Annotated in this window: 24 protein-coding genes and 4 tRNA genes; 16 read left to right on the plus strand and 12 right to left on the minus strand. The window is 60.3% G+C overall.

Annotated features, from left to right (window positions below; translation table 11 throughout):
* The first annotated feature begins 5 nt into the window (after positions 1-5).
* Positions 6-1286: a serine--tRNA ligase gene (gene serS / locus PKE98_RS13805; RefSeq protein ID WP_271195877.1), complete on the plus strand. Its 1281-nt coding sequence runs from the start codon at positions 6-8 to the stop codon at positions 1284-1286.
* Positions 1287-2681, plus strand: a complete 1395-nt coding sequence (gene cysG, locus PKE98_RS13810) for a siroheme synthase CysG (RefSeq protein ID WP_271195878.1) — start codon at positions 1287-1289, stop codon at positions 2679-2681.
* Positions 2682-2803: 122 nt separating this feature from the next.
* Here cysG and PKE98_RS13815 read toward each other — a convergent pair whose 3' ends face one another.
* The 7 genes from PKE98_RS13815 to PKE98_RS13845 form a co-directional block, all read right to left on the minus strand.
* A complete protein-coding gene (locus tag PKE98_RS13815) occupies positions 2804-3802 on the minus strand; it encodes a glutathione S-transferase family protein (protein WP_271195879.1) in 999 nt (332 codons plus the stop codon).
* An 89-nt stretch (positions 3803-3891) separates the two neighbouring features.
* A complete protein-coding gene (locus PKE98_RS13820) occupies positions 3892-4890 on the minus strand; it encodes a glycosyl transferase family protein (protein WP_271195880.1) in 999 nt (332 codons plus the stop codon).
* A complete protein-coding gene (locus PKE98_RS13825) occupies positions 4887-5222 on the minus strand; it encodes a TusE/DsrC/DsvC family sulfur relay protein (protein ID WP_271195881.1) in 336 nt (111 codons plus the stop codon). Before PKE98_RS13825 ends, PKE98_RS13820 begins: the two co-directional genes overlap by 4 nt.
* Positions 5219-5518, minus strand: coding sequence for a sulfurtransferase complex subunit TusB (gene tusB, locus PKE98_RS13830; protein ID WP_271195882.1), 300 nt, complete (start codon positions 5516-5518; stop codon positions 5219-5221). Before tusB ends, PKE98_RS13825 begins: the two co-directional genes overlap by 4 nt.
* Positions 5518-5877, minus strand: a complete 360-nt coding sequence (gene tusC / locus PKE98_RS13835; RefSeq protein WP_271195883.1) for a sulfurtransferase complex subunit TusC — start codon at positions 5875-5877, stop codon at positions 5518-5520. Before tusC ends, tusB begins: the two co-directional genes overlap by 1 nt.
* Position 5878: 1 nt before the next feature.
* Complete coding sequence (gene tusD, locus PKE98_RS13840; protein WP_271195884.1) at positions 5879-6271, minus strand: sulfurtransferase complex subunit TusD; 393 nt, start codon at positions 6269-6271, stop codon at positions 5879-5881.
* 101 nt (positions 6272-6372) lie between these two features.
* A complete protein-coding gene (locus tag PKE98_RS13845) occupies positions 6373-7041 on the minus strand; it encodes a Bax inhibitor-1/YccA family protein (RefSeq protein WP_271195885.1) in 669 nt (222 codons plus the stop codon).
* A gap of 130 nt (positions 7042-7171) precedes the next feature.
* Between PKE98_RS13845 and PKE98_RS13850 the strand changes: the two genes are divergently transcribed.
* A tRNA-Ser gene (locus tag PKE98_RS13850) sits at positions 7172-7259 on the plus strand.
* A 61-nt stretch (positions 7260-7320) separates the two neighbouring features.
* Here PKE98_RS13850 and PKE98_RS13855 read toward each other — a convergent pair.
* The gene (locus PKE98_RS13855) at positions 7321-7683 is read right to left on the minus strand and encodes a hypothetical protein (protein WP_271195886.1); all 363 of its coding nucleotides are present in this window, start codon (positions 7681-7683) and stop codon (positions 7321-7323) included.
* Between the two features lie 213 nt (positions 7684-7896).
* Between PKE98_RS13855 and PKE98_RS13860 the strand changes: the two genes are divergently transcribed.
* Positions 7897-9528 (plus strand): hybrid sensor histidine kinase/response regulator, encoded by a 1632-nt coding sequence (locus PKE98_RS13860; RefSeq protein WP_271195887.1) that lies wholly within the window; start codon positions 7897-7899, stop codon positions 9526-9528.
* Between the two features lie 3 nt (positions 9529-9531).
* Here the strand turns inward: PKE98_RS13860 and PKE98_RS13865 are convergent, their stop codons facing one another.
* Positions 9532-10176: a LuxR C-terminal-related transcriptional regulator gene (locus PKE98_RS13865; protein ID WP_271195888.1), complete on the minus strand. Its 645-nt coding sequence runs from the start codon at positions 10174-10176 to the stop codon at positions 9532-9534.
* Between the two features lie 256 nt (positions 10177-10432).
* Here PKE98_RS13865 and gacA point away from each other — a divergent pair, with 256 nt between their 5' ends.
* The 11 genes from gacA (at position 10433) to PKE98_RS13920 (ending at position 18447) form a co-directional block, all read left to right on the plus strand.
* Positions 10433-11077 carry a response regulator transcription factor GacA gene (gacA, locus tag PKE98_RS13870; RefSeq protein WP_108094550.1) on the plus strand — a complete coding sequence of 215 codons (645 nt, stop codon included), beginning with the start codon at positions 10433-10435 and terminating at the stop codon, positions 11075-11077.
* 1 nt (position 11078) lies between these two features.
* Positions 11079-12905, plus strand: coding sequence for an excinuclease ABC subunit UvrC (gene uvrC / locus PKE98_RS13875; protein ID WP_271196034.1), 1827 nt, complete (start codon positions 11079-11081; stop codon positions 12903-12905).
* Between the two features lie 33 nt (positions 12906-12938).
* The gene (pgsA, locus tag PKE98_RS13880) at positions 12939-13496 is read left to right on the plus strand and encodes a CDP-diacylglycerol--glycerol-3-phosphate 3-phosphatidyltransferase (RefSeq protein ID WP_271195889.1); all 558 of its coding nucleotides are present in this window, start codon (positions 12939-12941) and stop codon (positions 13494-13496) included.
* Between the two features lie 65 nt (positions 13497-13561).
* Positions 13562-13637, plus strand: a tRNA-Gly gene (locus tag PKE98_RS13885).
* A gap of 43 nt (positions 13638-13680) precedes the next feature.
* A tRNA-Cys gene (locus PKE98_RS13890) sits at positions 13681-13754 on the plus strand.
* A 149-nt stretch (positions 13755-13903) separates the two neighbouring features.
* A tRNA-Leu gene (locus PKE98_RS13895) sits at positions 13904-13989 on the plus strand.
* Between the two features lie 231 nt (positions 13990-14220).
* A complete protein-coding gene (locus tag PKE98_RS13900; RefSeq protein WP_271196035.1) occupies positions 14221-14835 on the plus strand; it encodes a response regulator transcription factor in 615 nt (204 codons plus the stop codon).
* A 69-nt stretch (positions 14836-14904) separates the two neighbouring features.
* Positions 14905-15237 carry a hypothetical protein gene (locus PKE98_RS13905; RefSeq protein WP_271195890.1) on the plus strand — a complete coding sequence of 111 codons (333 nt, stop codon included), beginning with the start codon at positions 14905-14907 and terminating at the stop codon, positions 15235-15237.
* A 147-nt stretch (positions 15238-15384) separates the two neighbouring features.
* The gene (galU, locus tag PKE98_RS13910) at positions 15385-16224 is read left to right on the plus strand and encodes a UTP--glucose-1-phosphate uridylyltransferase GalU (protein ID WP_271195892.1); all 840 of its coding nucleotides are present in this window, start codon (positions 15385-15387) and stop codon (positions 16222-16224) included.
* 219 nt (positions 16225-16443) lie between these two features.
* On the plus strand, positions 16444-17805 hold the full coding sequence (gene gorA / locus PKE98_RS13915; protein ID WP_271195893.1) for a glutathione-disulfide reductase: 1362 nt from the start codon (positions 16444-16446) through the stop codon (positions 17803-17805).
* A gap of 6 nt (positions 17806-17811) precedes the next feature.
* Positions 17812-18447, plus strand: coding sequence for a trimeric intracellular cation channel family protein (locus PKE98_RS13920; RefSeq protein WP_271196036.1), 636 nt, complete (start codon positions 17812-17814; stop codon positions 18445-18447).
* Positions 18448-18513: 66 nt separating this feature from the next.
* On the opposite strand, the gene PKE98_RS13925 is transcribed toward PKE98_RS13920, so the two are convergent.
* Together PKE98_RS13925 and PKE98_RS13930 are read right to left on the minus strand one after the other, a co-directional pair.
* Positions 18514-18924: a copper chaperone PCu(A)C gene (locus PKE98_RS13925; protein ID WP_271195894.1), complete on the minus strand. Its 411-nt coding sequence runs from the start codon at positions 18922-18924 to the stop codon at positions 18514-18516.
* Positions 18921-21308, minus strand: coding sequence for a tetratricopeptide repeat protein (locus PKE98_RS13930; RefSeq protein WP_271195895.1), 2388 nt, complete (start codon positions 21306-21308; stop codon positions 18921-18923). The genes PKE98_RS13925 and PKE98_RS13930 overlap by 4 nt, the downstream gene beginning before the upstream one ends.
* Before the next feature lie 291 nt (positions 21309-21599).
* On the opposite strand from PKE98_RS13930, the gene PKE98_RS13935 reads away from it, so the two are divergent.
* Positions 21600-22772: an MFS transporter gene (locus PKE98_RS13935; RefSeq protein WP_271195896.1), complete on the plus strand. Its 1173-nt coding sequence runs from the start codon at positions 21600-21602 to the stop codon at positions 22770-22772.
* A 75-nt stretch (positions 22773-22847) separates the two neighbouring features.
* Here PKE98_RS13935 and PKE98_RS13940 read toward each other — a convergent pair whose 3' ends face one another.
* A complete protein-coding gene (locus tag PKE98_RS13940; protein WP_271195897.1) occupies positions 22848-24803 on the minus strand; it encodes an acetoacetate--CoA ligase in 1956 nt (651 codons plus the stop codon).
* Positions 24804-24908: the final 105 nt, after the last annotated feature.

Below are 24908 nucleotides of genomic sequence, written 5' to 3' on the forward strand. Positions count from 1 at the left end.
CGAACATGCTTGATCCGAAACTGATCCGTAGCGAACTGCACGCCATCGCCGAGCGCCTGGCCACCCGTGGCTATCAACTGGATGTCGCGCGCATCGAGTCGCTCGAAGCGCAGCGTAAAACCGTGCAGAGCAACACCGAGCAGTTGCAGGCCGAGCGTAACGCCCGTTCGAAATCCATCGGCCAGGCTAAGGCCCGTGGCGAAGACATCGCGCCGCTGATGGCTGACGTTGATCGTATGGCCACAGAGCTGGCTGACGGCAAAGTGCAGTTGGAAGGCATTCAAGCCGAGTTGGATAGCATCCTGCTGGGTATCCCCAACCTGCCGCATGAATCCGTACCGGTGGGTAAAGACGAAGACGACAACGTCGAAGTGCGCGCCTGGGGTACACCGACCACCTTCGATTTCCCGATTCAGGACCACGTCGCCCTGGGCGAACGGCATGGCTGGCTCGATTTCGAGCGCGCGGCCAAGCTGTCCGGCGCCCGCTTTGCCATTCTGCGCGGCCCGATTGCCCGCCTGCACCGCGCCCTGGCGCAGTTCATGATCAACCTGCACACCGGCGAGCACGGTTACGAAGAGGCTTACACCCCTTACCTGGTGCAAGCCCCGGCGCTGCAAGGCACTGGCCAGCTGCCGAAGTTCGAGGAAGACCTGTTCAAGATCAGCCGCGAAGGCGAAGCCGATCTGTACCTGATTCCGACTGCTGAAGTGTCGCTGACCAATATTGTCAACGGCGAGATTCTCGATGCCAAGCAACTGCCGCTGAAGTTCGTGGCTCACACGCCGTGCTTTCGCAGCGAGGCAGGCGCATCTGGGCGTGATACGCGCGGCATGATCCGTCAGCACCAATTCGACAAGGTCGAGATGGTGCAGATTGTCGAGCCGAGCACTTCCAACGAAGCGCTGGAAGGGCTGACTGCCAACGCCGAGAAGGTGCTGCAACTGCTTGGCCTGCCATACCGAGTTCTGGCGCTGTGCACCGGCGATATGGGCTTTGGCGCGGTAAAGACTTACGACCTCGAAGTGTGGGTGCCGAGCCAGGATAAATACCGCGAGATCTCCTCCTGCTCCAACTGCGGTGACTTCCAGGCCCGTCGTATGCAAGCGCGCTGGCGTAACCCGGAAACCGGCAAGCCTGAATTGGTGCACACCCTCAACGGCTCCGGCCTGGCCGTAGGCCGTACCCTGGTGGCCGTGCTGGAAAACTACCAGCAGGCCGACGGCTCCATCCGTGTGCCGGACGTGCTGAAGCCGTATATGGGTGGCCTTGAGGTCATCGGTTAAATGGAGTATTTGCCGCTGTTTCATAACCTGCGCGGGCAACGCGTGTTGGTGGTTGGCGGCGGCGAAATCGCCTTGCGCAAGTCGCGGTTGGTGGCCGATACCGGTGCTGTGCTGCGGGTTGTGGCGCCGCAGATCGATAGCCAGTTGGCGGCGCTGGTGGCCGCCAGCGGCGGCGAGCCGTTGCTGCGCGGTTACGGCGAATCAGATCTGGATGGCTGCGTGCTAGCCATTGCAGCAACCGACGACGAGCCGCTGAATGCCCAGGTATCGCAAGACGCTCGCGCTCGCGGCGTGCCCGTTAATGTGGTGGATTCGCCCGCGCTGTGCAGTGTGATCTTTCCTGCCATCGTCGACCGCTCGCCCTTGCTGGTAGCGGTTTCCAGTGGCGGCGACGCGCCTGTTCTCGCGCGCCTGATTCGCGCCAAACTGGAAACCTGGATTCCCGCCGCTTATGGCCAGTTGGCCGGCTTGGCCAAGCGCTTTCGGGCGCAGGTTAAAGACCGGTTTCCGGATTTGCAGCAACGCCGCGTGTTCTGGGAAGACGTGTTTCAAGGGCCTATCGCCGAGCGCATGCTGGCCGGGCAGGGCAGTGAAGCCGAGCGGTTGTTACAGGCACGCCTGGACGGCGAAACCGGTGAGGTTAAAGGCGAGGTGTATCTAGTGGGCGCTGGCCCCGGCGACCCCGACCTGTTGACCTTCCGGGCCTTGCGTCTGATGCAGCAGGCCGACGTGGTGCTCTACGACCGCCTGGTGGCGCCGGCCATTGTCGAACTGTGCCGGCGTGATGCCGAGCGCATCTATGTCGGCAAACAGCGCGCCGATCACGCCGTGCCGCAGGAACAACTCAATCAGCAATTGGTCACCCTCGCCAAGCAAGGCAAGCGCGTGCTGCGCCTGAAGGGCGGCGACCCATTCATCTTCGGCCGTGGTGGCGAAGAAATCGAAGAGCTGGCCGCCCATGGCATTCCCTTCCAGGTCGTGCCGGGCATCACTGCAGCCAGTGGTTGCGCCGCATACGCCGGTATTCCGCTTACCCACCGGGACTATGCGCAGTCGGTGCGTTTTGTCACCGGCCACTTGAAGGACGGCAGCACCGATCTACCCTGGCCAGACCTGGTGGCGCCAGGGCAGACGCTGGTGTTCTATATGGGGTTGGTCGGCTTGCCGTCGATCTGCGAGCAGTTGGTGCTGCACGGTCGCAGCAGCGACACGCCGGCGGCGCTCATTCAGCAAGGTACCACCCACAATCAGCGCGTATTCACCGGCACGCTCGGCAATTTGCCGAAGTTGGTAGCCGAGCATGAAGTGCATGCGCCGACGCTGGTGATCGTGGGGGAAGTGGTGACGTTGCGCGAGAAGCTTGCGTGGTTTGAAGGCGCGCAGGCCGGTCTCTAAACACGCGACCACCGTCATTCCAGCGAATGCGGGAATCCAGAATGTCGCGGCGGGCGAAGATGTGGGTTTTATCCAAAAATTCTGGGCCCCCGCCTGCGCGGGGGCGACGGGATATGCCTTTCTCAGGCCTGGCTGGCGGAACGCCCAACCAAGCGGTCGCGATCATGCGCCCGCAGGAAATCTTGCAACGGCCCTTTCGGCACCACCCCGGTCGGGTTGATGGTCAGGTGGCTGGCGTAGTAGTGGTGCTTGATATGCTCAAAGTCCACGGTTTGCGCCACGCCCGGCCATTGATACAGCTCACGCAACCAGTTCGACAGATTCGGGTAGTCCTCAATGCGCTTGAGGTTGCACTTGAAGTGGCCGTGGTACACCGCATCAAAGCGAATCAACGTCGTGAACAGGCGCCAGTCGGCTTCGGTGATCTGCTGGCCCGTCAGGTAGCGGTTTTTGTCCAGCAGCGTTTCCAGTGATTCGAGGGTGTTGAACAGGCCGTCGAAGGCTTCTTCGTAAGCTTCCTGCGTCGTCGCAAAGCCAGCGCGGTAAACCCCGTTGTTCACGTTAGGGTAGATGCGCTCGTTCAGAGCATCGATTTCGCCGCGCAGGGCTTCGGGGTAGAAGTCCAGGTGGTTGCCGGTCAGCTCGTCAAATGCCGAGTTGAACATGCGGATGATCTCGGAAGATTCGTTGCTGACGATGCGCTCGAGCTTCTTGTCCCACAGCACAGGCACGGTTACGCGGCCGGTGTAATGGGCGTCGTCGGCGGCGTAGCGCTGGTACATGAGTTGGAGGTCGTCCAACGGGTCGCCGGTGGAGCCGTGGGCAGTGTCAAAGGTCCAGCCGTTTTCGCGCATCAGCCAGCTGACCACCGATACATCGATCAGGCTTTCCAAGCCTTTGAGCTTGCGGAAAATAAGGGTGCGATGTGCCCACGGGCAGGCCAGCGACACGTAGAGGTGATAGCGGCCAGCCTCGGCCTTGAAGCCGCCTTCACCACTGGGGCCGGCCTCGCCGGTAGCGGTTACCCAGTTGCGGCGTTGCGCGTTTTCGCGTTTGAAACGACCACCATCGGCGGTGTTGTACCACTGGTCTTGCCACTGGCCATCGACTAATAAACCCATGACTCGATTCCTCTGCTCTTTAGCGTTGGAGAGGAGTCTATGCCGATCGGTTCGAACGAATGGCGCAAAATGCGCCTCTAAAATATCGATTAAATCGATTTGTTTCGGTTTTGCCAGTGGATTTCCGCTTGGGCGAAAGCCGCTTCGCGCGGGATATCCAGACCACGCAATGCCACGGCAATGGTCGCCATGACGGCCATTCGGCCATAACTGTCTTCCACTTTACCGCGCCAGAACGCCAGCAGATGCTCAGGCGCCAGTCGCTCGGGTTTTACATGGCGTTGCGGTGACAGAGCGGGCCACTCTTCATCCCAACTGGCGCCCGCTTCGGTGCCGTACAGGTGTGAAGTCGCATCCGGGTTGACCTCGATTTCGCCGCCATCGCCTTTGATCACGATGGCTTTGTCGCCCAGCAATTGGCTCGCTTCGCGGTGTGCAGCCTGATAGCCCGGGTGAAATATGCTTTGCAAGCCGCAGCGGGCGCCAAGCGGATTCAGCACTCGGGCTAGCGAGTGAATGGGCGAGCGCAGGCCTAGGGTATTGCGCAAGTCGATCATGCGCTGCAGTTGCGGCATCCAGTCCAGCAGCGGGAAGAACGCCAGATTGTGTGCGTTGAGTGCCTGCTCGGTGGCTGCCCAGTCTCGGCACAGGGGAATGCCCAACAGGTCGAGCAACTGTTCGCTGTACAGGCGGCCGGCGGTATGGGCGCCGCCACCGTGCATCAAAATACGCACGCCACTGTTGGCCAGGCATTTGGCCGCCAGCAGATACCACGGAAGATGGCGTTTTTTGCCAGCGTAGGAGGGCCAGTCGATGTCCACCTGCACGCTCGGCGCGTTCAACCGCGCGCGTACGGCTTGGGTAAAGCCGGCGAGCTCTTCGGGGCTTTCTTCCTTGTGGCGCATCAGCATCAGAAAAGCGCCGAGTTGGGTGTCCTCAACCTTTCCATCGAGCAGCATGCCCATGGCCTCGCGGGCCTCGTCCTGGGTCATGTTGCGCGCACCGCGCTTGCCCTTGCCGAGGATGCGCACGTACTGGGCAAACGGATGTTCGGCGGGAGTGGAGAGGGTCAGCGGCTGAGCGGTCATAGGCAGTTGGTCGGCTTCGGCAGGCCCGCCAGTTTGGCGGCCAATTTGGCTGGGGTGCCTTTGAACAGGCGATTGAGGTGCAGACTGTTGCCTTTGTCGGCGCCCAGTTTCAGCGCGGCATATTTGATCAGTGGGCGGGTGGCCGGGGATAGCTGGAATTCGGCGTAGAACGCGCGCAGCAGGTGCAGCACTTCCCAGTGCTCGGCACTCAGGGTCAGTTCTTCCTGCGCGGCCAAGGCTTCGGCGGCGGCCGGCGACCAATCGTTGAGGTCGGCGAGGTAGCCGTCCTTATCCAGGGCCAGGGATCGGTCGGCAACGATCAGGTGCGTCATAGCCAGCTATTGACCTTGGCAAAGGTGGCGCAGAGTTCCACGAAGGCCGGGTAGTCCACCACCTGAACACGGGGCGGCGCTGCGATGGCACGTGCTTGCAGGTCTTCTTCCAGCGCGAACAGCGCTATCGTGTCGGGCATAAGGCCAAGGGCCTGCAGCTGAGCGCTGCCCGGTTGCAGGGCGTAGGTGGCATCGCCGGTTAACAACAGACCATCGCCAGGCCCGAGTAGGCGCAGGCAACTGACCAGGCGGGAATCGCTGAAGGGCGAGTGGGAAAGCATATGCAATGTGGCCATTAGAGCGTAATCACCTGGTCGTATTGGCCTAACAGGGCAGTGAGCGCCGCGTCATTCAGGGTTTCTGTGGCGGGGCTCAGTGCCTGATGGAGCAAACCACGTTCTTCGAGGCTGCGGACCGAGCTGTACAGCGCGTCCACACCGAATAGCGGCAAGGCCTGCAAATTGGCGGTGAGGTCTTTCTGCTGAACCGGCGCAGCATGTTGCCCAGGTTGCAGCTGGAACACACCGTCATCGAGAAACAGCATGGCGATGGGCAAATCGAAGGCGCCGCCGGCCAGCGCGATATCGAGTGCTTCGCGAGCGCCAGGCCCGGACCACGGCGCCTGGCGGCAAATGATCAACAAAGACTTGGCCATTTCACGGGCCTCCGAAGCAGACAAGGCGGTCAGCCAGTTGTGTGGCCTCATGCAACTGGCCGAGCCCGGAAAGCTCCCATGGCTTGGCCAGGCTGGCGGCATCGCGCTCATAGCGCTGCGCCTCTTCGTCATTGAGCACGCCACGGCGCAGGGCAGCGGCAATGCACACTACGCCATCAAGCTGGTGGTCGCGCACCAAGGCGCTCCAGGCAGCGGCGGTATCCCATTCATCTTGCGGGGTAACGGGCGTGCTGGCCGCGCTGTATACCCCGTCCTGATAGAAGAACACCCGCACAATCTCATGACCGCCGGCCAGCACTGCTTCGGCAAAACGCAGGGCGCGGCGCGAGGAGGGCGCATGGGGCGCAGAGAACAGGGCAATGGCGAATTTCATAATGCAGACCGATCAGAAAAACTGGCGGAATAATACGGCGTTTGCGCGGCGCAGGCATAAAAAAGCCCGCTTGGCGCGGGCTTTTTGTGGAGCGGGGTGAATCAGTCGTCGCTGCTCATGATGCCGAAAATCTGCAGCAGGCTGACGAAAAGGTTGTAGATCGAGATGTAAAGGCTGATGGTTGCCATGATGTAGTTGCGTTCACCGCCATGAATGATCTGGCTGGTCTGGAACAGAATGCATACCGACGAGAACAGCACGAAACCGGCGCTGATCGCCAACTGCAGGCCGCTGATCTGGAAGAAGAAGCTGGCCACTGTGGCGCCGAGCAGCACGAAGAAACCGGCAGTGATAAAACCGGCCAGGAAGCTCATGTCCTTGCGGGTAGTCAGCACGTAGGCGGACAGGCCAAAGAACACCAGGGCTGTCATGGCAAAAGCCGAGGAAATAACCTCACCACCGTTGGGCATGCCCAAGTAGCGATTGAGGATCGGGCCGAGGGTGTAACCCATGAATCCGGTAAGGGCGAAGGTGGAGAGCAGGCCCCAGCCCGAATCACGCAGTTTTGCGGTAAGGAAAAACAGACCGTAAAAACCGATGAGTACGACAAAGATGTTTGGGTAAGAAACGCGCATCTGCTGGGCGACATAAGCGACCACGCCGCTGAAGGCGAGGGTCAGGGCCAGAAGCCCGTAAGTGTTGCGCAGTACGCGGCTGACTTCTTGCTGCTCGACCTGCGCGTGGCCGAGTGCGTAATCTTGTTCGTGCATGGCGACACTCCTGATAGACGGCTTAATAGGTTCCGTGACCTTAGTCGCTGGGATCATACCAGAGCACTTGGCGCTGCCAACCTACAGAGTTTGACAGTGTGTTTCGTTCCGGTATGATCGCCGGCACTTTGGAGGTGTGGCCGAGCGGTTTAAGGCAGCAGTCTTGAAAACTGCCGACTGTAACAGGTCCGTGAGTTCGAATCTCACCGCCTCCGCCATCTCTATAAAACAAAAGCCCCGCATTGCGGGGCTTTTGTTTTTCCAGCGTTTTTTATTCCATCAGCGCGATGCGCTGGTCGGCGTGCACGGCGCGGCAGCGCTGGCGCCGGTCAGGCTTTCGACGTTGTCTAGCACCTTGTTGCCCTGGCTGACTTTCTGCGCGTGCTCGGCAGCTTGCACTTGTTGGGCGTAGCCGGTGGAGTTGCCGCTGAGGTTCTGCTGAGTCTGCAGCACCGAGTTGGTGATCGCCAGCAGGCTGCGGCCGGTGGAAATCAAGTCGGCGGTGGCGTTGGGCGCGCAAGGGCCGTTTGCGGTTTGCACATTGTTCAGCCCCTGAGTTTGCGTGTTCTGCGGCAGGCAGCCGGAGAGTGTCGCCAAAAGCGGCAGTGCAAATAGCGTGGTGAAAATTCCTTGGCGTTTCATATGGTTCTCCCTATTGGTCACCGGCGTATGGGTGCCGTGCCGCGGCTGGATGTCGAGGCGAGGGAAATCAGTCTAGGGAGCGTGGTGGGGGCGAGGAATAGTACGGGTGTACTAGGGTAGCCGTCGCCTCGGGCTGTTAGGCTCTTGCCGCCGAAGGCAGGGCCGCTTACGTTGCGGCGCTACGGTTGGAAGAGTCATTGCAAGGATTTGCTTATGTCTGCAAGCGTCAGTCGTTCCCACGATACGGAACACGCTCAGGCGGTTGTTCGCCTGATCATCACACCCATCGCCATCAGTTACATGCTCTGGGTCTATCACGAGTCGATCATCGACCGTGAGGTGGCCTGGCTGATTTCCTGCCTGGGTTTTCTGTTCTGCATGGGCTCGGTGCTGCTATGGCTGGATATCCGCCGGCGGCCCGGTAACCGACCCGTCCGGCGCATTCTCACCCTGTTGAGCGATTTTTCCTGCATCACTTTCACCATGGCTTCCGGCGGCGCGGCAATGTTGCCGGTGTACGGCATTCTACTGTGGGTCACGGTGGGCTATGGCCTGCGGTATGGCTCGCGCTATCTGCTGGTGGCCACCGTAATGGGTGTGGGCTCCTTGGTGATAACCGCGAGCACCTCCAGCTATTGGCAGTCGCAGCCGTTTCTCATCATGACTCTGTTGATCACCACGGTTATGGTGCCCGGCTATATGCATGCGCTATTGAAACGCTCGCAGCTGGCCGCTGAAGCCGAGCGGGCGGCGAACCTGGCCAAGTCGCGATTTCTGGCCCAGGCAAGCCATGACCTGCGCCAACCCATTCACTCCATCAGCTTGTTCACTGCCTGTTTGCGCGATGGCAACCTGTACCCCGAGCAGCAGCGCCTGGTAGACAATATCGACAAGTCCCTGCATAGCGTTTCGCGCCTGTTTCGCACCATTCTCGATATGTATTCGCTGGACAGCGGTCGCGTAACTCCGGCATTCGAAACGGTCGCGCTGCACAGCTTGCTCCAGCACCTGGTGCAGCAAAACACCGAGGCCGCGCGTTGGGCCGGCGTTTCCATTCGTGTGCACTGTGCGCCGCTGTATGTGCGTGCCGATGCGGGGCTGCTCACCACCATGTTGCAGAACCTACTGTCCAACGCCCTGAAATACGCGCCCGGGAGGCCCTTGCTGATTGGCGTTCGCCGCCGAGGGGAGGGCGTGACCATCGAGCTGTACGACAAAGGGCTTGGCATCGCCGAAGGCAATCTGGACAGCATCTTTGAAGAGTTCTTTCGCGTTCGTCAGGCCAAGGGCAAAGACGTCGAAGGCATGGGCCTGGGCTTGGCCATTGTCAAACGTTTGGGGCTCTTGATGGATCTGACCATTCGGGTTCGCTCGCAGGAAAGCCGGGGAACGCTGGTTGCCATCGATGGCCTCGTGTGTCGGCCTGCGCCGGTCGTGCCGCGCCAAGCGGCGGTGCAGCGGGCAGTGCTGCCACCGATGCTGGACGGGCTTCGCGTATGCCTGATCGAAGACGATCACAACGTTCTGCTCGCCACCGCGACGCTGCTGCAGAAGTGGGGCTGTGAGGTGGAGACTCACGCCTCCATCCCGCGCAGCAACAACCCATTCGATTTGGTGATTACCGACTTCGACCTTGGCACCGAAGCCTCGGGCGCTGACTGCATCTCTTACGTGCGCCAACTGAGCGGGCGCAATATCCCCGCCATCATCGTCACGGGGCACGATGTGCGCCGGGTTCAGGACGCGGTGAACGATGAGAGCGTTCCGGTGCTGCCAAAGCCGGTGCTGCCAGCGGAGCTGCGTTCGTTGCTGGTGGCGTTCAAGTTGGAGCGGCAAGTGTCTTGAGGGTTAGTCCAGTCCCGCTTTCGCAGCCAGCGCTGCGGCGGCGGTGCGGGTGCTGACGTCCAGGGTATGTAGCAAGGAGGAGACATGAATACGCACGGTGAACGGAGAGATATCCAGTTCGCGGGCGATTTCCTTGTTAGAGAGGCCCCGGGCCACCAATTGCAGAACCTCTTGCTGGCGAGGGGTTAATTGGTCCAGTGCGTGGCCGGATTTGACGAATTCAGGCAAGCCAGCCGGGCCGAGCGTCAACACGAATTCACCGGCACTGACAGCCTGCAACGCGGCAATGATTTGATCGGGCGGCGTCGCCTTGCCGATAAACCCATCGGCGCCGGCAGCCATCACCTCATCGATCAACGCCCGATCTTCGACCATCGACACGATCACGATAGAGCTGCGCTTGAACGCCTGGCGCAAGGCTGTCACAGCCTGCGGGGATTGTCCGGGAAATAGCAGGTCGAGCAAAAACAGGCGCGGGGCTGCGCCATCGCGGGCCAGTCGCAGAACATCTGCCATATCGCCAGCTTCCAACACGCACGCGCTAGGGAACATCCGCTGAACAATCCGGCTAAGTCCGTCGCGGAAAACAGGGTGGTCGTCGGCAACTATGATCCGATCTTGTTGTAGCTCTTTTGTTACATCAGTCATGGCCTCAGCCTAAAGTCATATCCGTCGCGGCGCCACTATCTGGTTCTCAGTCCTGATCAGGCGCGCGCAGCGCGGGGCAATACGGATGTTTGTGAGCGCGATTGCCGTGAAGGTACAAAGACAGAACTCAATATCCTGACGTTGGCTAATTGACGTTATTGCGCCAAGCTAGGTGCTGCGGTGAGTTTTTGTTAAGGTGTTCGCCATCCCATAAGACCGCTTTGGTAAGCGGCTTTGACGCACAACGAGGTGTCGCTTGATTAGGGTGCTAGTGGTCGATGACCACGATCTGGTTCGGACCGGTATTACGCGTATGCTCGCCGACATTGATGGCCTCCAGGTCGTCGGTCAGGCCGACTCCGGCGAGGAGTCGTTGAAAAAAGCTAGAGAAGTGAAGCCGGATGTCGTGCTGATGGATATCAAGATGCCCGGTATCGGTGGCCTTGAAGCCACGCGCAAACTTCTACGCAGTCATCCCGACCTTAAAGTTATCGCCGTCACCGTGTGTGAGGACGATCCTTTCCCCACGCGCCTGTTGCAGGCGGGGGCTGCCGGCTATTTGACCAAAGGTGCGGCGCTGGAGGAAATGGTGCAGGCCATTCGCATGGTGTTTGGCGGGCAGCGCTATATAAGCCCGCAAATCGCCCAGCAATTAGCGCTTAAATCGTTCCAGCCGCAAACCAGCGGCTCGCCGTTCGATCTATTGTCGGAGCGGGAAATCCAGATTGCGTTGATGATCGCCGGTTGCCAGAAAGTGCAGACCATCTCGGACAAACTCTGCCTGTCGCCCAAAACGGTAAACACCTACCGCTACCGCATTTTCGAAAAACTGGAAATCACCAGCGACGTGGAGTTGGCCCTGTTGGCGGTACGCCACGGGATGGTTGATGCCACCAGTTGAAATGAGCGAGCCGTTTGATTCCAGCGCGTTTCTGGCCACCAGCAGTGGTCGCCCCGGCGTCTATCGCATGTTCGATGCCGAAGCCAAGCTGCTATACGTGGGCAAAGCCAAAAACCTGAAAAAACGGCTGGCCAGTTACTTTCGCAAAACGGGTCTGGCGCCTAAAACAGCTGCACTTGTGGCCAAGATCGCGCAGATCGAAACCACCATCACCGCCAACGAAACCGAAGCGCTGCTGCTTGAGCAGACGCTGATCAAGCAGTGGCGGCCGCCGTACAACATTCTGTTGCGCGACGACAAATCCTATCCCTACGTGTTTCTCTCCGACGGTGCCTTTCCGCGGCTGAGCATTCACCGTGGGGCGAAGAAACTGAAAGGCCGGTATTTCGGGCCTTACCCAAGCGCCGGAGCCATTCGCGAAAGTTTGAGCCTGCTGCAGAAAACCTTTCTTGTTCGTCAGTGTGAAGACAGCTATTTCAAGAACCGTACTCGCCCGTGCCTGCAATACCAGATCAAGCGCTGCAAAGGGCCCTGCGTGCCGAATCTGGTGACCGCCGAGGAATATGCCGAAGACGTTCGCCACTCGGTGATGTTTCTGGAAGGGCGCAGTAATGCACTGACCGATGAGTTGTCCTCCGGCATGGAGCAGGCAGCCATGAACCTGCAGTTCGAGCAGGCCGCCGAATTGCGAGACCAGATTGCCTTGCTGCGCCGGGTTCAGGACCAGCAGAGCATGGAGGGTGGTAATGGCGATGTGGACGTTATCGCCGCGATGGTCAATCCAGGTGGCGCCTGTGTGCACCTGATCAGCGTGCGTGCCGGTCGGGTGTTGGGTAGCAAGAATTTCTATCCGCAGGTGGCGATCGAAGAGGGCGTTGGTGATGTGCTGGCTGCTTTTCTGGCGCAGTACTACCTCGGCAGCCACGAGCGCGATTTGCCTAGCGAATTGATCGTAAACACCGATCACGAAGACTTTCCGGTATTGATCGAAGCCATTCATTCGCTACGCGGCCGTGAGTTAGCCATCAGCGTCAAAGTGCGCGGCACGCGGGCGCGCTGGCAGCAGTTGGCGGTTACCAATGCGGAACTGGCGCTGGCGTCACGCCTGGCGGATCGTCAGCATATCGCTGCGCGTTTCGAAGCACTGGCACAAGCGCTGAACATGGACGAAATTCCGCAGCGCATGGAATGCTTCGACATTAGCCATTCCAGTGGCGAAGCGACCGTGGCGTCTTGCGTGGTGTTCGGGCCCGAAGGGCCGCTCAAGTCCGATTACCGCCGTTACAACATTGAAGGCGTGACCGGTGGTGATGACTATGCCGCTATGCACCAGGCACTGACCCGTCGCTTCAGCAAGATCAAAGACGGTGAGGGAAAGTTGCCCGATATCCTTCTGGTCGACGGCGGCAAGGGCCAGTTGGCCATGGCCCGCGACGTATTGCAGGAGCTCGCGGTTCCAGACCTGATTTTGCTCGGCGTGGCCAAGGGCGTCACCCGCAAACCGGGGCTCGAGACGCTGTACCTGAACGATGCCGCCCACGAATTCACCTTGCCCGGTAACTCACCTGCACTGCACCTTATTCAACAGATTCGCGATGAATCTCACCGGTTTGCCATCACCGGTCACCGTGCGCGCCGCGGCAAAACCCGGCGCACCTCGAATCTGGAGGAAGTGGCGGGAGTAGGGCCCAAGCGCCGTCGCGAATTGCTCAATCACTTCGGTGGGCTGCAGGAACTGGCGCGCGCCAGTACCGAAGAAATCGCCAAAGCGCCTGGAATCAGCAAAAAGCTCGCCGAGTCGATTTATGCAGCACTACACAGCGAGTAGAATGCCCGCTCACCTCGCTGCCTAGTTGTGCCGATGAATATTCCCAACCTGCTTACTGTTCTGCGCGTTCTGCTGATTCCGATTTTCCTGTTGCTGTTCTATTTGCCGTTCTCATGGAGCTATCTGGCTGCCAGCGCCGTATTTGCCGTGGCAGCTGCAACCGATTGGCTTGATGGGTATCTGGCACGCAAATGGGAGCAGAGCACGCCATTTGGCGCATTCCTCGACCCCGTGGCCGACAAGCTGATGGTGGCCGTGGCACTGGTGGTATTGGTGGAAGAGCACCACACCATCTGGCTGACCGTTCCGGCCGCTATCATTATCGGCCGTGAGATCGTAATTTCCGCGTTGCGCGAATGGATGGCCGAGCTGGGCGCCCGTGCCCATGTGGCGGTCTCCAACCTTGGGAAATGGAAGACGGCAGCACAGATGCTCGCTCTGGTTATTCTGTTGGCCAGCCCGCCATCCGAAACCTTCCGTGTGATAACCGGCTTCGGCCTCTTGATCATCGCTGCAGCGCTGACGCTATGGTCGATGGTGCATTACCTGATTGCCGCCTGGCCGCACCTGAACCCCAACAAAGATAAATAAACTTTTTTGAATCAAGGGGTTGACGGGGTGTCTGGATTCTATAGAATGGCGCCCGTCACCAAGACGCGGGAATAGCTCAGTTGGTAGAGCACGACCTTGCCAAGGTCGGGGTCGCGAGTTCGAGTCTCGTTTCCCGCTCCAATTTGTTGACGTTGACGCCGCTGTTTGCGGCGTCTTCGTTTGAGGCCGAGTAGCAAAATGGTTATGCCGCGGATTGCAAATCCGCTTACGCCGGTTCGATTCCGACCTCGGCCTCCATTATAGAACAGCCCCGTAGATCGTTGATCTACGGGGCTTTTTCTTTCCGGTCAGGCGAAAAACCTGACACCCGAAAACTTGCTTAGCGACCGATGGCTGTATATATTCCGCCCTCGTTCTGCGCCGCAGCGGTATCGCCGGCCACCATCGCCCGGATGGCGAAATTGGTAGACGCAAGGGACTTAAAATCCCTCGTTCTTTGAACGTGCCGGTTCGACCCCGGCTCCGGGCACCACATGTAAAACAAAGGCCTACAGCGACCACTCGCCGTAGGCCTTTGTCGTTTATCCCCCTCTGCTTCTCCTCTCTATAAATGCCCTACGCAGTCTGCGACGCTGAGTCGCGTCTGAATTCTTCTGTATTTCCTACAGGTTTTGCGCTTTGGTACTAGGATTTCATGGCGAGCTCGCGCTAGTGCGGGGCTCGGTCCTTAATTAGTGATCGAGGTGATTATTTGGCTAGGGTATTGATTGCCGATGACCATGAAGTAATCCGCATGGCGACTCGTCTTATGCTGGAAAACGCTGGGCATGAGGTGGTAGGTGAGGCGAGCAACGGCGTTGAAGTGGTGAGTGAGGTGCGCAACCTTTCTCCCGACCTGATCATTCTGGATATGGATATGCCGCATCTGGACGGTTTTGCTGTGCTGCAGCGCCTGCATGCCGAGCCCGATCCAGCCAAGATCATCGTTTTCTCCGGCCTTGATGCCAGCCGTTATGCTGTGCGTTGTGCGCGGGCCGGTGCTTCCGCATTTGTGCCCAAGGACAGTGACCCCAAACAGCTGATCAGCGCGGTGCAGGTGGTGTTGTCAGGCTACAAGCTGTTTCCGATCAACGAGTATTCCTCGGTGGATGGCAGTGCCACCCTGGCCTCGGAGAAGGAGTTGATCGAGACACTCTCCGATCGTGAGCTGACAGTATTACGCGCCTTGGGGCGTGGTCATCGAATCAGGGACATCGCCAGTGAGTTGTTGCTGAGCGAAAAAACCGTGAGCACGTATAAAAGCAGGCTGATTGCCAAGTTGCAGGTGGGCAATTTTCTGGAATTGGTTGAGTTGGCCAAGCGCAACGACCTGGTCTAGCCGAGCAATGTGAACCGGACAGCGGTGTAGGCGATCTAATGGCAAGTCGTCCAGTTAAAGGCAAATCCTATGAGCAGGCTTGTAATTGCGTTGCTGACATTCGCTGTGCTGCCTGTCGGCATGCTGAGTGCAGCGGAAATTGTTAGTCAGCAACGCACCATTACCCGCACTTACGTCAGCCCAGGTGCCAGCGGCAGCGTCGAAGAATATAGCCGTCAGCAGGGCAGTAGCGGCTACGGCGGGTACACCGTGCCGGATAACCGTTATGACAACGGCAACCGTTACCAGAACAACAGTTCAACCCAGACTCGCGGCAATGTTCAGCAAAGCATTGAGTACCCCGGTATTGGCGAATTTCAGCGTCAGCCCGGTAGCCGTTCGGTACAAGACAATCGTCGCTAGACGGCAATATTTGCGATTCGTTGGAACTATCTGCGCTAGGGTTTCTCTATCGTGGCGTGGTCGCCCTGTGGCGGACCATTGTAAGGCGAGTGCCGCCTGATTAGACTGCGCGGCACTAACGGTACGACCCTTCTTTCAAGGACTCACATGATCAAGAAATGCTTGTTCCCGGCTGCTGGTTACGGTACTCGCTTCCTGCCAGCGACAAAGGCCATGCCCAAGGAAATGCTGCCGGTGGTGAACAAGCCGCTGATTCAGTATGGCGTTGAAGAAGCCCTGGAAGCCGGGCTCTCGGAGATCTCCATTGTTACTGGCCGTGGCAAGCGTGCCCTGGAAGACCACTTCGACATCAGCTACGAGCTGGAGCACCAGATCAAGGGCACCGACAAGGAGAAATACCTGGTTGGTATCCGCCGTCTGATCGACAACTGCAGCTTCTCTTACACCCGTCAGGTAGAAATGAAAGGCCTCGGCCACGCCATTCTCTCCGGCCGCCCGCTGATCGGTGATGAACCCTTCGCCGTGGTGCTGGCGGACGACCTGTGCGTCAACCTCGATGGCGACGGCGTGCTGACCCAGATGGTCAAGCTGTACAACCAGTTCCGCTGCTCGATCGTGGCGATTCAGGAAGTGCCGAAGGACGAAGTTTCCAAGTACGGCGTTATTGCCGGTGAAATGATCCGCGACGACATCTACCGCGTTAACAGCATGGTCGAGAAGCCAAAACCTGAAGACGCGCCGTCGAACCTGGCGATCATCGGCCGCTACATCCTGACCCCGGACATCTTCAAGCTGATCGAAGAAACTGAGCCAGGTAAAGGCGGCGAAATCCAGATCACCGACGCTCTGATGAAGCAGGCTCAGGACGGTTGCGTACTGGCCTACAAATTCAAAGGCCAGCGTTTCGACTGCGGCGGTGCAGAAGGCTATATCGACGCCACCAACTTCTGCTTCGAAAACTTCTACAAGACCGGCAAAGCTTACTAAGCCAACCCCGGGTCGCAAGAGAGCCACCTTCGGGTGGCTTTTTTGTGCCCGGTGTTTGCGCTTATTTAACGTAGGGCGAATATCCGCAGCGCGGATATCCGCCGCTTCGCCATCCGAGAATTGGCGAATATCGCTCGGGGGCGATATTCGCCCTACGCCCGCCGCTCCTCCAGGGGGGCAGTGTTGCGCTATGCTGCCCGCCAGCCCAAGGAGATTTGCATGACGTACGATTTTGACCTGTTCGTGATTGGTGCCGGTTCCGGCGGTGTGCGTGCTGCGCGTTTTGCGGCGGGCTTCGGCGCCAAGGTGGCCGTTGCCGAAAGCCGTTATCTGGGCGGTACCTGCGTGAACGTGGGCTGCGTGCCGAAAAAACTATTGGTGTATGGCGCCCATTTCGCCGACGAATTCGAGCAAGCCAGCGGTTTTGGCTGGACCTTGGGCGCCAAGCCGGATTTTGATTGGGCCACGCTGATCAGCAACAAGAACCGCGAAATCCAGCGTCTGAACGGCATCTACCGCAACCTGTTGGTCAACAGCGGCGTCACCTTGCTGGAAAGCCATGCCAAGGTCGTCGATGCGCACCACGTTGAAGTGGACGGTAAAACCTTCAGCGCCGAACACATTCTGATCGCCACCGGTGGCTGGCCGCAGATTCCCGATATCCCTGGCCATGAACATGCGATCAACTCCAACCAGGCGTTTTTCCTCAAGGAGCTGCCCAAGCGGGTACTGGTGGTAGGCGGTGGCTATATCGCCGTGGAGTTCGCCTCGATTTTCAACGGCCTGGGCGCCGAGACGACCCAGCTCTATCGCGGCGAGCTGTTCTTGCGCGGCTTTGATGGCGCCGTGCGCAAGCATCTGAAAGAAGAACTGACCAAGAGCGGCATCAACCTCCAGTTCAACGCCGATATCGCGCGCATCGACAAACTGGCCGACGGCAGCCTGCAAGCCACGCTCAAAGACGGCCGCGTGCTGGCCACCGACTGCGTGTTCTACGCCACCGGCCGCCGGCCGATGCTGGATAACCTTGGCCTGGAAAACACCCAGGTGCAGCTCGATGACCGCGGCTTTATTGCCGTCGACGATCAGTTCCAGACGCACGAGCCGTCCATTCTCGCGCTCGGCGACGTCATCGGCCGCGTGCAGCTCACGCCAGTCGCCCTGGCCGAAGGCATGGCGGTGGCCCGTCGGCTGTTCAAGCCGGAGCAATACCGCGCTGTGGACTACCAGCACATCCCCACCGCTGTATTCAGCCTGCCCAATATCGGCACCGTGGGCCTGACCGAAGAACAGGCGCGCGACGCCGGCCACAACGTTGTGGTTTACCAAAGCGACTTCAAACCCATGAAGCTGACACTCACCAGCAGTCAGGAACGCACGTTGATGAAGCTGGTGGTGGATGCCGACAGCGACAAGGTGCTGGGCTGCCATATGGTCGGCCCGGATGCCGGCGAAATCGTCCAGGGCCTGGCCGTAGCGCTCAAGGCCGGCGCCACCAAGCGCATCTTCGACGACACCCTCGGCGTGCACCCCACGGCTGCCGAAGAGTTTGTGACCATGCGCACGCCTGTCGGTGCCTGATTGAACATCGAAACCCTGTTCTACCTGAGCGACCTGTTCGGCGTGGCGGTGTTTGCCGTCACGGGAGCGCTGATGGCCGGGCGCAATGCCATGGACCTGTTCGGCGTGCTGGTGATTGCCCTGGTCACAGCGTTGGGTGGCGGCACGTTGCGCGACCTCATCCTCGACAACCACCCTGTCAGCTGGATCGGCAACGAGCTGTACCTGGTCGTCGCGTCCGTTGGGGCATTGGGCACCGTGCTCTGGGCGCGCTTTATCAAGCCGCTGCCGGAAAAAGCACTGCTCATCGCCGACGCCTTCGGACTGGCGGTGTTTACCGTGATTGGCACCGAGGTCGCGCTACGCGATGAGGTGCCGGTGAGCACGGCGGTGATCATGGGTGTGATGACCGGTGTAGCGGGGGGCGTTCTGCGCGACGTGCTATGCAACCAGATTCCGCTGATCTTTCAGAAGGAAGTGTATGCCACCGCCTGTATTGCGGGGTCGCTGGTATACATGGGGTTATTGCAGCTGGGTAGCGGCCATTGGGCGGCGACCGGGGTGGCGATGCTGGTGGTGTTGGCGACGCGAATCGCGGCCATTTACTGGGGGCTGGCGTTGCCGCGGTTTCATTTGATGGATCGAAAAAAACACCGAGGCTGAAACCGCTCCTGCAAGAGAATGCGTAGCCCTGTAGGAGAGGCTTCAGCCTCGAGCTTTGTCTACCGACTAACGCCGAACGTCAGCCTGAACCTGCCGCTGCCCAGCCTTCTCGAACTGCAATATCACCGGCAGCACGTCACCCGCCTGCAACGCCCGTTTCAACCCCATCACGATATGCGTATGCCCAGGCGCCAATACCTGCTGCCCACCGGCCGGAATGCCGATGGATTTCAACGGCTGCACGCTGCGCACCGCGCCCAGTTGCACAGTGGTCAACAGCTTTACCGAACTGGCCAGCGGGCTGCTTGCACCGACCAAACGGTCCTGCTCGGCGCCGTAGTTGCGTAAGGTCAGATACACCTCGGCTTGCTGCGCCGACGTGACCGCCGCCCACGGCTCGATCACCTCGACCGAACCCGCCGCCCACAACGAAGGGCTGACCCATAACGCCGCAATGATCAGGGCAGGGCGCCTCATTTGTTCGGTGCCTGTTGCAGCTCCGGGTCATCCGGGTTCTGTTGTTCCAGCTCCGCTTGCAGCACTTGCACTTTTTGCGGTTGGCCGGCTTCGTGCCAGTAGCTGATCAACGCCATGCGTGCGTTGCGGTTGGTGGGCTGACGTTTTAGCAGTGCGTCCAACTGATTGCGTGCCTCTTCCGGTTTGCCCAGGTCGTGCAGGGCAATGGCGTAGATGTAGGTGAACTGCGGGTCGTCTGGCGTCAGCTGTGCCGCCTTGGCCAGGGCGGCCAGGGCCTTGTCGCGCTCACCGGCGCGAATCAACGTCAGGCCCAGGCTGTGTTGCAGCAGGCCGGCCTTGGGGTGTTTGGCCATCGCGTCGTTGAGCAGTTGCAGCGCCGGCGCGTGTTGGCCTTGCGCGTCGAGCAACTGGGCGAGGCTGACCACAGCCGGCAGGAAGTCCGGATTGCGTTGCAGCGCCTCACGCAGTGCCGCCTCCGACTGCCCGCCACGGCCGGTGTTCTGATACAGCATGGCCAAGTTGAGGTTGGCCTCGGCGCGGTCGCGCAGCGCTTGCTGGGTTGTTTCGTACTCCTCGATTACCGGCCGCCACAGTTTGTCGATGGCGGCCCGTTGCTGCGCGGGAATATTGGCCAACTGCGAGGCGGCCGCCATGCGTACGGCCCGCACCGGGTCGCTCAGGCGTGGGGTCAGCAGGCTGATAAATTGCTCTGCTGAGCCCATGGCTGCAACGGCGTCGACGGCGGCGGCGCGCACCTGCGGGGCCGGATTGTTCAAGGCAATGGCCGCTTGCTCCAGCGCGCGCTGGCTCGGGTAAGTCGGCAATTGCGCCAGCACAGTGGCACGGCGAATGGCTGGCAAATCGGTGCGCGCCAGCTGCTGCAGCAGCATGCGCGCTGCGCCGGGCGAACCATGGCGCGCGGCGAAGAGGGCATCGGCATAACCGCCGTCATGCACCGGCGTGTCGCCATACCAGATCTTGAACTGCTCGGCGATCTTGCTGCTGGCGCCTTTATGGCAGGCGGCGCAGGCGTCGGTGCTGCCAATTTTTGCCGAGTGCGCCGGGTTGGGAATGCTCAGGCTATGGTCGTGCCGGTAGTCGTTGACCATATAGAGCTTGCCCGGCATATGGCAGTCCACGCATTGCGAGCCCGGCTGCCCAGGCTTGTGCTTGGTGTGTTCGGGCGCTTCATAGTTCTTGGGCTTGAGCCCGGCACCGTCGATGCCGGCGCGCACCGGTTTGCCCGAGGGGTTGTGGCATTGCAGGCAGACGCCATTGCCCGGCGCTTTGAGCTGATTGCTGTGGGGGTTGTGGCAGTCGGTGCAGGTCACGCCTTTAGCGAACATCTTGCTTTGGGTGAAGGAGCCGTACTCGAATACTTCCTCCTTGATCTTGCCATCCACCTGATACAAATCGGCGGTCAGCGCCGCTGGCAGGTAGTCGTCCAGCAAGCGGTTCTTATGCGTATAACCGTCGCCCAGTGGCGCACGGCGCGCGTGGCAGCGGCCGCAGGTTTCCACCTGGGTGATGGCGTCTGCGCTTGCCAGGGCGGTGCCGAAACCTTTGTCCGGTTGCTGCTTGTTGAGGTTTTTCCCGGCGCTCCATTGCAGGTGACGCGAGGCCGGGCCATGGCAGCTCTGGCAGCCAACGCCGAGGTTATTCCAGGTGCTATTGAAGCTGTCGGCGGTAGGGCTGAAATTGCGTTTGAAGTCGGTGGTGTGGCATTCCACGCACATAAAGTTGGCGTTCTGCGTGGGTTTGCTCCAGTGCAGGTCGTCACGAAAATCCACCTTTTCGCCGGGGTACATCTCGAACCAGCGCTGCTTCTGCGTATCCCACGCGACACCTGAGGCTTGCAGGCGGCCTCCGGGCATTTCCAGCAGGTATTGCTGCAAGGGCTCGATACCAAAGGTGTAGGCCACCTTGAAGTCGGCGGGTTTGCCGTCGGGCCCTGGGGTATTGATCCAGTACGCGCCGTCGCGCTGGCTGAAGTGGCTGGTATCCACGTCGCCTTTGTAGGTGCTGTTGTTGAAGTCGCCGAGCACGTTGCCGGCGGTGGCGGGTAGCATGGCTTTCTGGTGATGGGAGCCAGTCCAGGCTTTGGTTTGTTCGCTGTGGCAGGCGACGCATTGCCCTTCATCGACAAAGGTAGCCGGCGGTTGCTGCGGCTCGCTGCTGGCCACCGGTGCCGAGGCGACCGTGGTCGGCACCACAGGCGCGGCGGTGTGCTGGCGGTACAGCCAGATCGGCAGGCTGATCAGCAGCACTACCGCAAAAATGATCAGCGCAACAGGGCGGTTGGCAGGCTTGTCGTTGGCTTCAGACGCCGCGAGCGGGGGCGTTGTGGAAGGGGCGGGTGTGTTCTTCTTTTTGTGCTTCGGCATGCAAACATCCGTTGTTCTGACGAGCGCGTTTCACGGTTGGCTTGCAGCTTCAGCGAGGAGGGCGAGGCTGTCAAACGTTGGTCGTTGCCACGCACACCACACATGTAGGAGCGAGCTTGCTCGCGAATCCAGCAAACGATGGGCGCGCTCTATGTTTGCAAGGTTCGCGAGCAAGCTCGCTCCTACGAAAAGCGCGGACGGTGCAAATTAATAGCCACCTAACGGATTTTCCCCCAGTCCGATTTCCCGTACGCTAGCCGTCCTTTCCTGCTGTGCGTGACGAGCCTTCCGATGAGCCCCACCCACCTGACCATGACCCGCGGCATGGTGCTGTTGTTTGCCTTTTGCTGCGGCGTAATCGTGGCCAATATCTATTACTCCCAACCCATCATCGAACTGATCGCGCCAGACATCGGCCTGTCCGCGACGGCGGCCAGTCTGATCGTTTCCCTGACGCAAATCGGTTATGCCTTGGGTATGTTATTTCTGGTGCCGCTGGCCGACCTGCTGGAAAACCGCAAACTGATGATCGTCACCGCGCTGGTGTCGGTCGCCAGCCTGTTGGCGGCGGCGTTTACCACCCAGCCCCATGCATTCTTGCTGGTGTCGTTGATGATCGGCCTGAGCACGGTGTCGGTGCAGATCCTGATTCCCCTGGCGGCGCATCTGGCGCCCGAAGCCTCTCGGGGCCGGGTAGTAGGCGGCATCATGGGCGGGCTGTTGCTGGGCATTCTGCTGGCCCGGCCACTGTCCAGCCTGATTGCCGACCACTTTGGCTGGCGTGCAGTGTTTATGGTGGCGGCGGCGGTCATGACCGCCATCGTGGTAATTCTGGCGACCACAATGCCCAGGCGGCAGCCGGATCACAGTGCCACCTACGGCCAATTGCTGCTGTCGCTGGGTAATCTGTTCAAACGCGAACCGGTGCTGCGCCAGCGAGCGATGATGCAGGGGTGCATGTTCGCCACCTTCAGCCTGTTCTGGACCGCCGTGCCGCTGGAGCTGGCACGTAACCATGGGCTGTCGCAAACCCAGATCGCTTTGTTCGCGTTAGTGGGTGCCATTGGCGCCGTCGCCGCGCCAATCGGTGGGCGGCTGGCCGACGCCGGGCATACGCGGGTAACCACGCGCCTGGCCCTGGTGTTGGCGGTGCTGTGTTTTCTGCCCGCGTTTTTTCCGCCCACCAACAGCGTGATCGCCCTGGCGCTGACCGGCGTGGTGCTGGATTTCTGCGTGCAAATGAATATGGTGCTGGGCCAGCGTGCCATTTACGCCCTGGATGCCAGCAGTCGCGGGCGCCTGAATGCGCTCTATATGACTGCCATCTTCGTCGGCGGCGCGCTGGGTTCGGCATTGGCCAGCGCGTTGTTCGACCACACCGGCTGGCTCGGCATCGTGGCTCTCGGCAGTGCGTTTCCCTTGCTGGCGTTGGCCGTATTTGTGCTCAGTGAGCGCAAGCGCTGAAGGGGCTATGGGAGCGAGCTTGCTCGGGAAGCGTGCAAAAAGCATTCGCGAGCAAGCTCGCTCCTACAAAGCCTTTCAGTTCTGCAGTTCGGCCAACCCTTCAAACAGCTTCAACGCTTCAGGATTGGCCAGCGCATCGGTGTTTTTGACCGGCTGACCATGCACCACATTGCGCACAGCCAGTTCGACGATCTTGCCGCTGATGGTGCGCGGAATATCCGCCACGGCAATCACCTTGGCCGGCACATGACGTGAGGTGGTATTGGCGCGAATCACCTCGCAGATACGCGCTTTCAAGTCGTCATCCAGCGTAACGCCATCACGCAGCCGCACAAACAGCACCACCCGCACATCGCCCTGCCATTGCTGGCCAATGGCGATGGATTCCAGCACCTCTTCTACCTTTTCCACTTGCCGGTAGATTTCCGCCGTGCCGATGCGTACGCCGCCGGGGTTGAGCACTGCGTCCGAGCGGCCATGAATGATCAGGGTGCCGCGCGGGGTTTCTTCGGCGTAGTCGCCGTGGGCCCAGACGCCGGCAAAGGTGTCGAAGTAGGCCGCCTTGAATTTTTCCCCGTCCGGGTCGCTCCAGAAACCGACCGGCATGCTCGGGAAGTGCTTGCTGCACACCAGTTCGCCTTTTTCGCCAACCACCGGCTGGCCGGCGTCATTCCAGACCTCCACCGCCATGCCCAACCCCTTGCACTGCAATTCGCCGGGGTACACCGGCAGTACGGGGTTGCCGAGCACGAAGCAGGACACGATATCGGTGCCGCCCGAAATCGAAGACAGGCACACGTCCTTTTTCATGGCGCGATACACGTACTCGAAGCTCTCGTGTGACAGCGGCGAGCCGGTGGAAAGAATGCCCTTGAGGCGGCTCAGTTGGTGGCTTTGATTGGGAACGACCTCTGCCTTTTCCAGCGCTGCCAGGTACTTGGCGCTGGTACCGAATACGGTGATGCGCTCGGCATCAATCATGTCCATCAACCGCTCGGGGCCAGGCTGGAACGGCGAGCCATCGAACAGCACCAGGGTGGCGCCGAGGGCGAGGCCCGATACCAGCCAGTTCCACATCATCCAGCCGCAGGTGGTGTAGTAGAACAGGGTGTCCTTGGCCGTCAGGTCAGTGTGCAGGCCGTGTTCCTTGAGGTGCTGCAGCAGCACGCCGCCGGTGCCATGCACGATGCACTTGGGCACGCCAGTGGTGCCGCTGGAATAGAGGATGTACAGCGGGTGATCGAATGCCACCGGGGTAAACGTCGGCTCGCCACCGGGTTGGAAAAACTCGCTCCACATCGCCACCGGCGCGCTGCTGCGGTAATCCTCGACGCGGGCGTCGGCGCGCGCGTAGGGCACCACAATCAACTGCTCCAGCGTCGGCATTTGCGCGAGGATTTCATTGAGCTTGGCGGTTTGGTCGGTGTGGGTGCCGGCGTAGCGGTAACCAGCGGCTGCAATCAGCACCTTGGGCTCGATCTGGCCAAAACGGTCGATCACGCCCTGGGTGCCGAAGTCGGGCGAGCACGATGACCAGGTTGCACCCAGGCTGGTGGTCGCCAGCATGCCGACCACCGTCTGCCAGGTGTTGGGCATCATCGCCGCCACCCGGTCGCCGGGGCCGACGCCGAGCCTGGCCAGCGCCAGTTGCAAGCCGGCCACCTGCGCGGCCAGTTCGGCGTAGCTCAGTGTCTCGCGGCTGCCATCCTCACCAATGGCCACCAGGGCCGGGTGGTCATCGCGGCGACGCAACAAGTGTTCGGCGAAATTCAAGCGCGAGCCCGGGAACCAGCGCACGCTCGGCATGGCCGCGCCTTCTTCCAATACGCCGCTGGACGCGCTGCTAAAGCGCACCTCAAAGAAATCGACAATCGCCTGCCAGAAGGCCTCGCGCTCCGCCACACTCCAGGCATGCAGCTGTGGGTAGTCCGCCAGTTCCAGGCTGTGGCGTTGATTGATAAAGCGGCGGAAGGCATCCATCTGCGTGCTCGCGATACGGGCGGCGGAGGGTGTCCAGAGCGGCTGAGTCATGGCGTGGTCCTAGGCGGGGCTTGGCGTGATTGTAGGGTCTGGCACGCACTAGCAGGAGCGGCGTGTTTACGATGTGGACGCCGCTTCGCTTCAATGGGTTCCGCC

This window comes from Pseudomonas turukhanskensis (assembly GCF_027922365.1).
Lineage (GTDB): Bacteria > Pseudomonadota > Gammaproteobacteria > Pseudomonadales > Pseudomonadaceae > Aquipseudomonas > Aquipseudomonas turukhanskensis.

Coding starts and splice junctions, on each gene's coding strand:
- galU (WP_271195892.1), top strand. CDS start 15,385: ATGATCAAGAAATGCTTGTTCCCGGCTGCTGGTTACGGTACTCGCTTC.
- PKE98_RS13925 (WP_271195894.1), bottom strand. CDS start 18,924: ATGAGGCGCCCTGCCCTGATCATTGCGGCGTTATGGGTCAGCCCTTCG.
- serS (WP_271195877.1), top strand. CDS start 6: ATGCTTGATCCGAAACTGATCCGTAGCGAACTGCACGCCATCGCCGAG.
- PKE98_RS13935 (WP_271195896.1), top strand. CDS start 21,600: ATGAGCCCCACCCACCTGACCATGACCCGCGGCATGGTGCTGTTGTTT.
- gorA (WP_271195893.1), top strand. CDS start 16,444: ATGACGTACGATTTTGACCTGTTCGTGATTGGTGCCGGTTCCGGCGGT.
- PKE98_RS13940 (WP_271195897.1), bottom strand. CDS start 24,803: ATGACTCAGCCGCTCTGGACACCCTCCGCCGCCCGTATCGCGAGCACG.
- PKE98_RS13820 (WP_271195880.1), bottom strand. CDS start 4,890: ATGACCGCTCAGCCGCTGACCCTCTCCACTCCCGCCGAACATCCGTTT.
- PKE98_RS13845 (WP_271195885.1), bottom strand. CDS start 7,041: ATGCACGAACAAGATTACGCACTCGGCCACGCGCAGGTCGAGCAGCAA.
- pgsA (WP_271195889.1), top strand. CDS start 12,939: ATGAATATTCCCAACCTGCTTACTGTTCTGCGCGTTCTGCTGATTCCG.
- cysG (WP_271195878.1), top strand. CDS start 1,287: ATGGAGTATTTGCCGCTGTTTCATAACCTGCGCGGGCAACGCGTGTTG.
- tusC (WP_271195883.1), bottom strand. CDS start 5,877: ATGGCCAAGTCTTTGTTGATCATTTGCCGCCAGGCGCCGTGGTCCGGG.
- PKE98_RS13930 (WP_271195895.1), bottom strand. CDS start 21,308: ATGCCGAAGCACAAAAAGAAGAACACACCCGCCCCTTCCACAACGCCC.
- PKE98_RS13855 (WP_271195886.1), bottom strand. CDS start 7,683: ATGAAACGCCAAGGAATTTTCACCACGCTATTTGCACTGCCGCTTTTG.
- PKE98_RS13815 (WP_271195879.1), bottom strand. CDS start 3,802: ATGGGTTTATTAGTCGATGGCCAGTGGCAAGACCAGTGGTACAACACC.
- PKE98_RS13860 (WP_271195887.1), top strand. CDS start 7,897: ATGTCTGCAAGCGTCAGTCGTTCCCACGATACGGAACACGCTCAGGCG.
- PKE98_RS13825 (WP_271195881.1), bottom strand. CDS start 5,222: ATGACGCACCTGATCGTTGCCGACCGATCCCTGGCCCTGGATAAGGAC.
- uvrC (WP_271196034.1), top strand. CDS start 11,079: ATGAGCGAGCCGTTTGATTCCAGCGCGTTTCTGGCCACCAGCAGTGGT.
- tusD (WP_271195884.1), bottom strand. CDS start 6,271: ATGAAATTCGCCATTGCCCTGTTCTCTGCGCCCCATGCGCCCTCCTCG.
- PKE98_RS13865 (WP_271195888.1), bottom strand. CDS start 10,176: ATGACTGATGTAACAAAAGAGCTACAACAAGATCGGATCATAGTTGCC.
- tusB (WP_271195882.1), bottom strand. CDS start 5,518: ATGGCCACATTGCATATGCTTTCCCACTCGCCCTTCAGCGATTCCCGC.
- PKE98_RS13905 (WP_271195890.1), top strand. CDS start 14,905: ATGAGCAGGCTTGTAATTGCGTTGCTGACATTCGCTGTGCTGCCTGTC.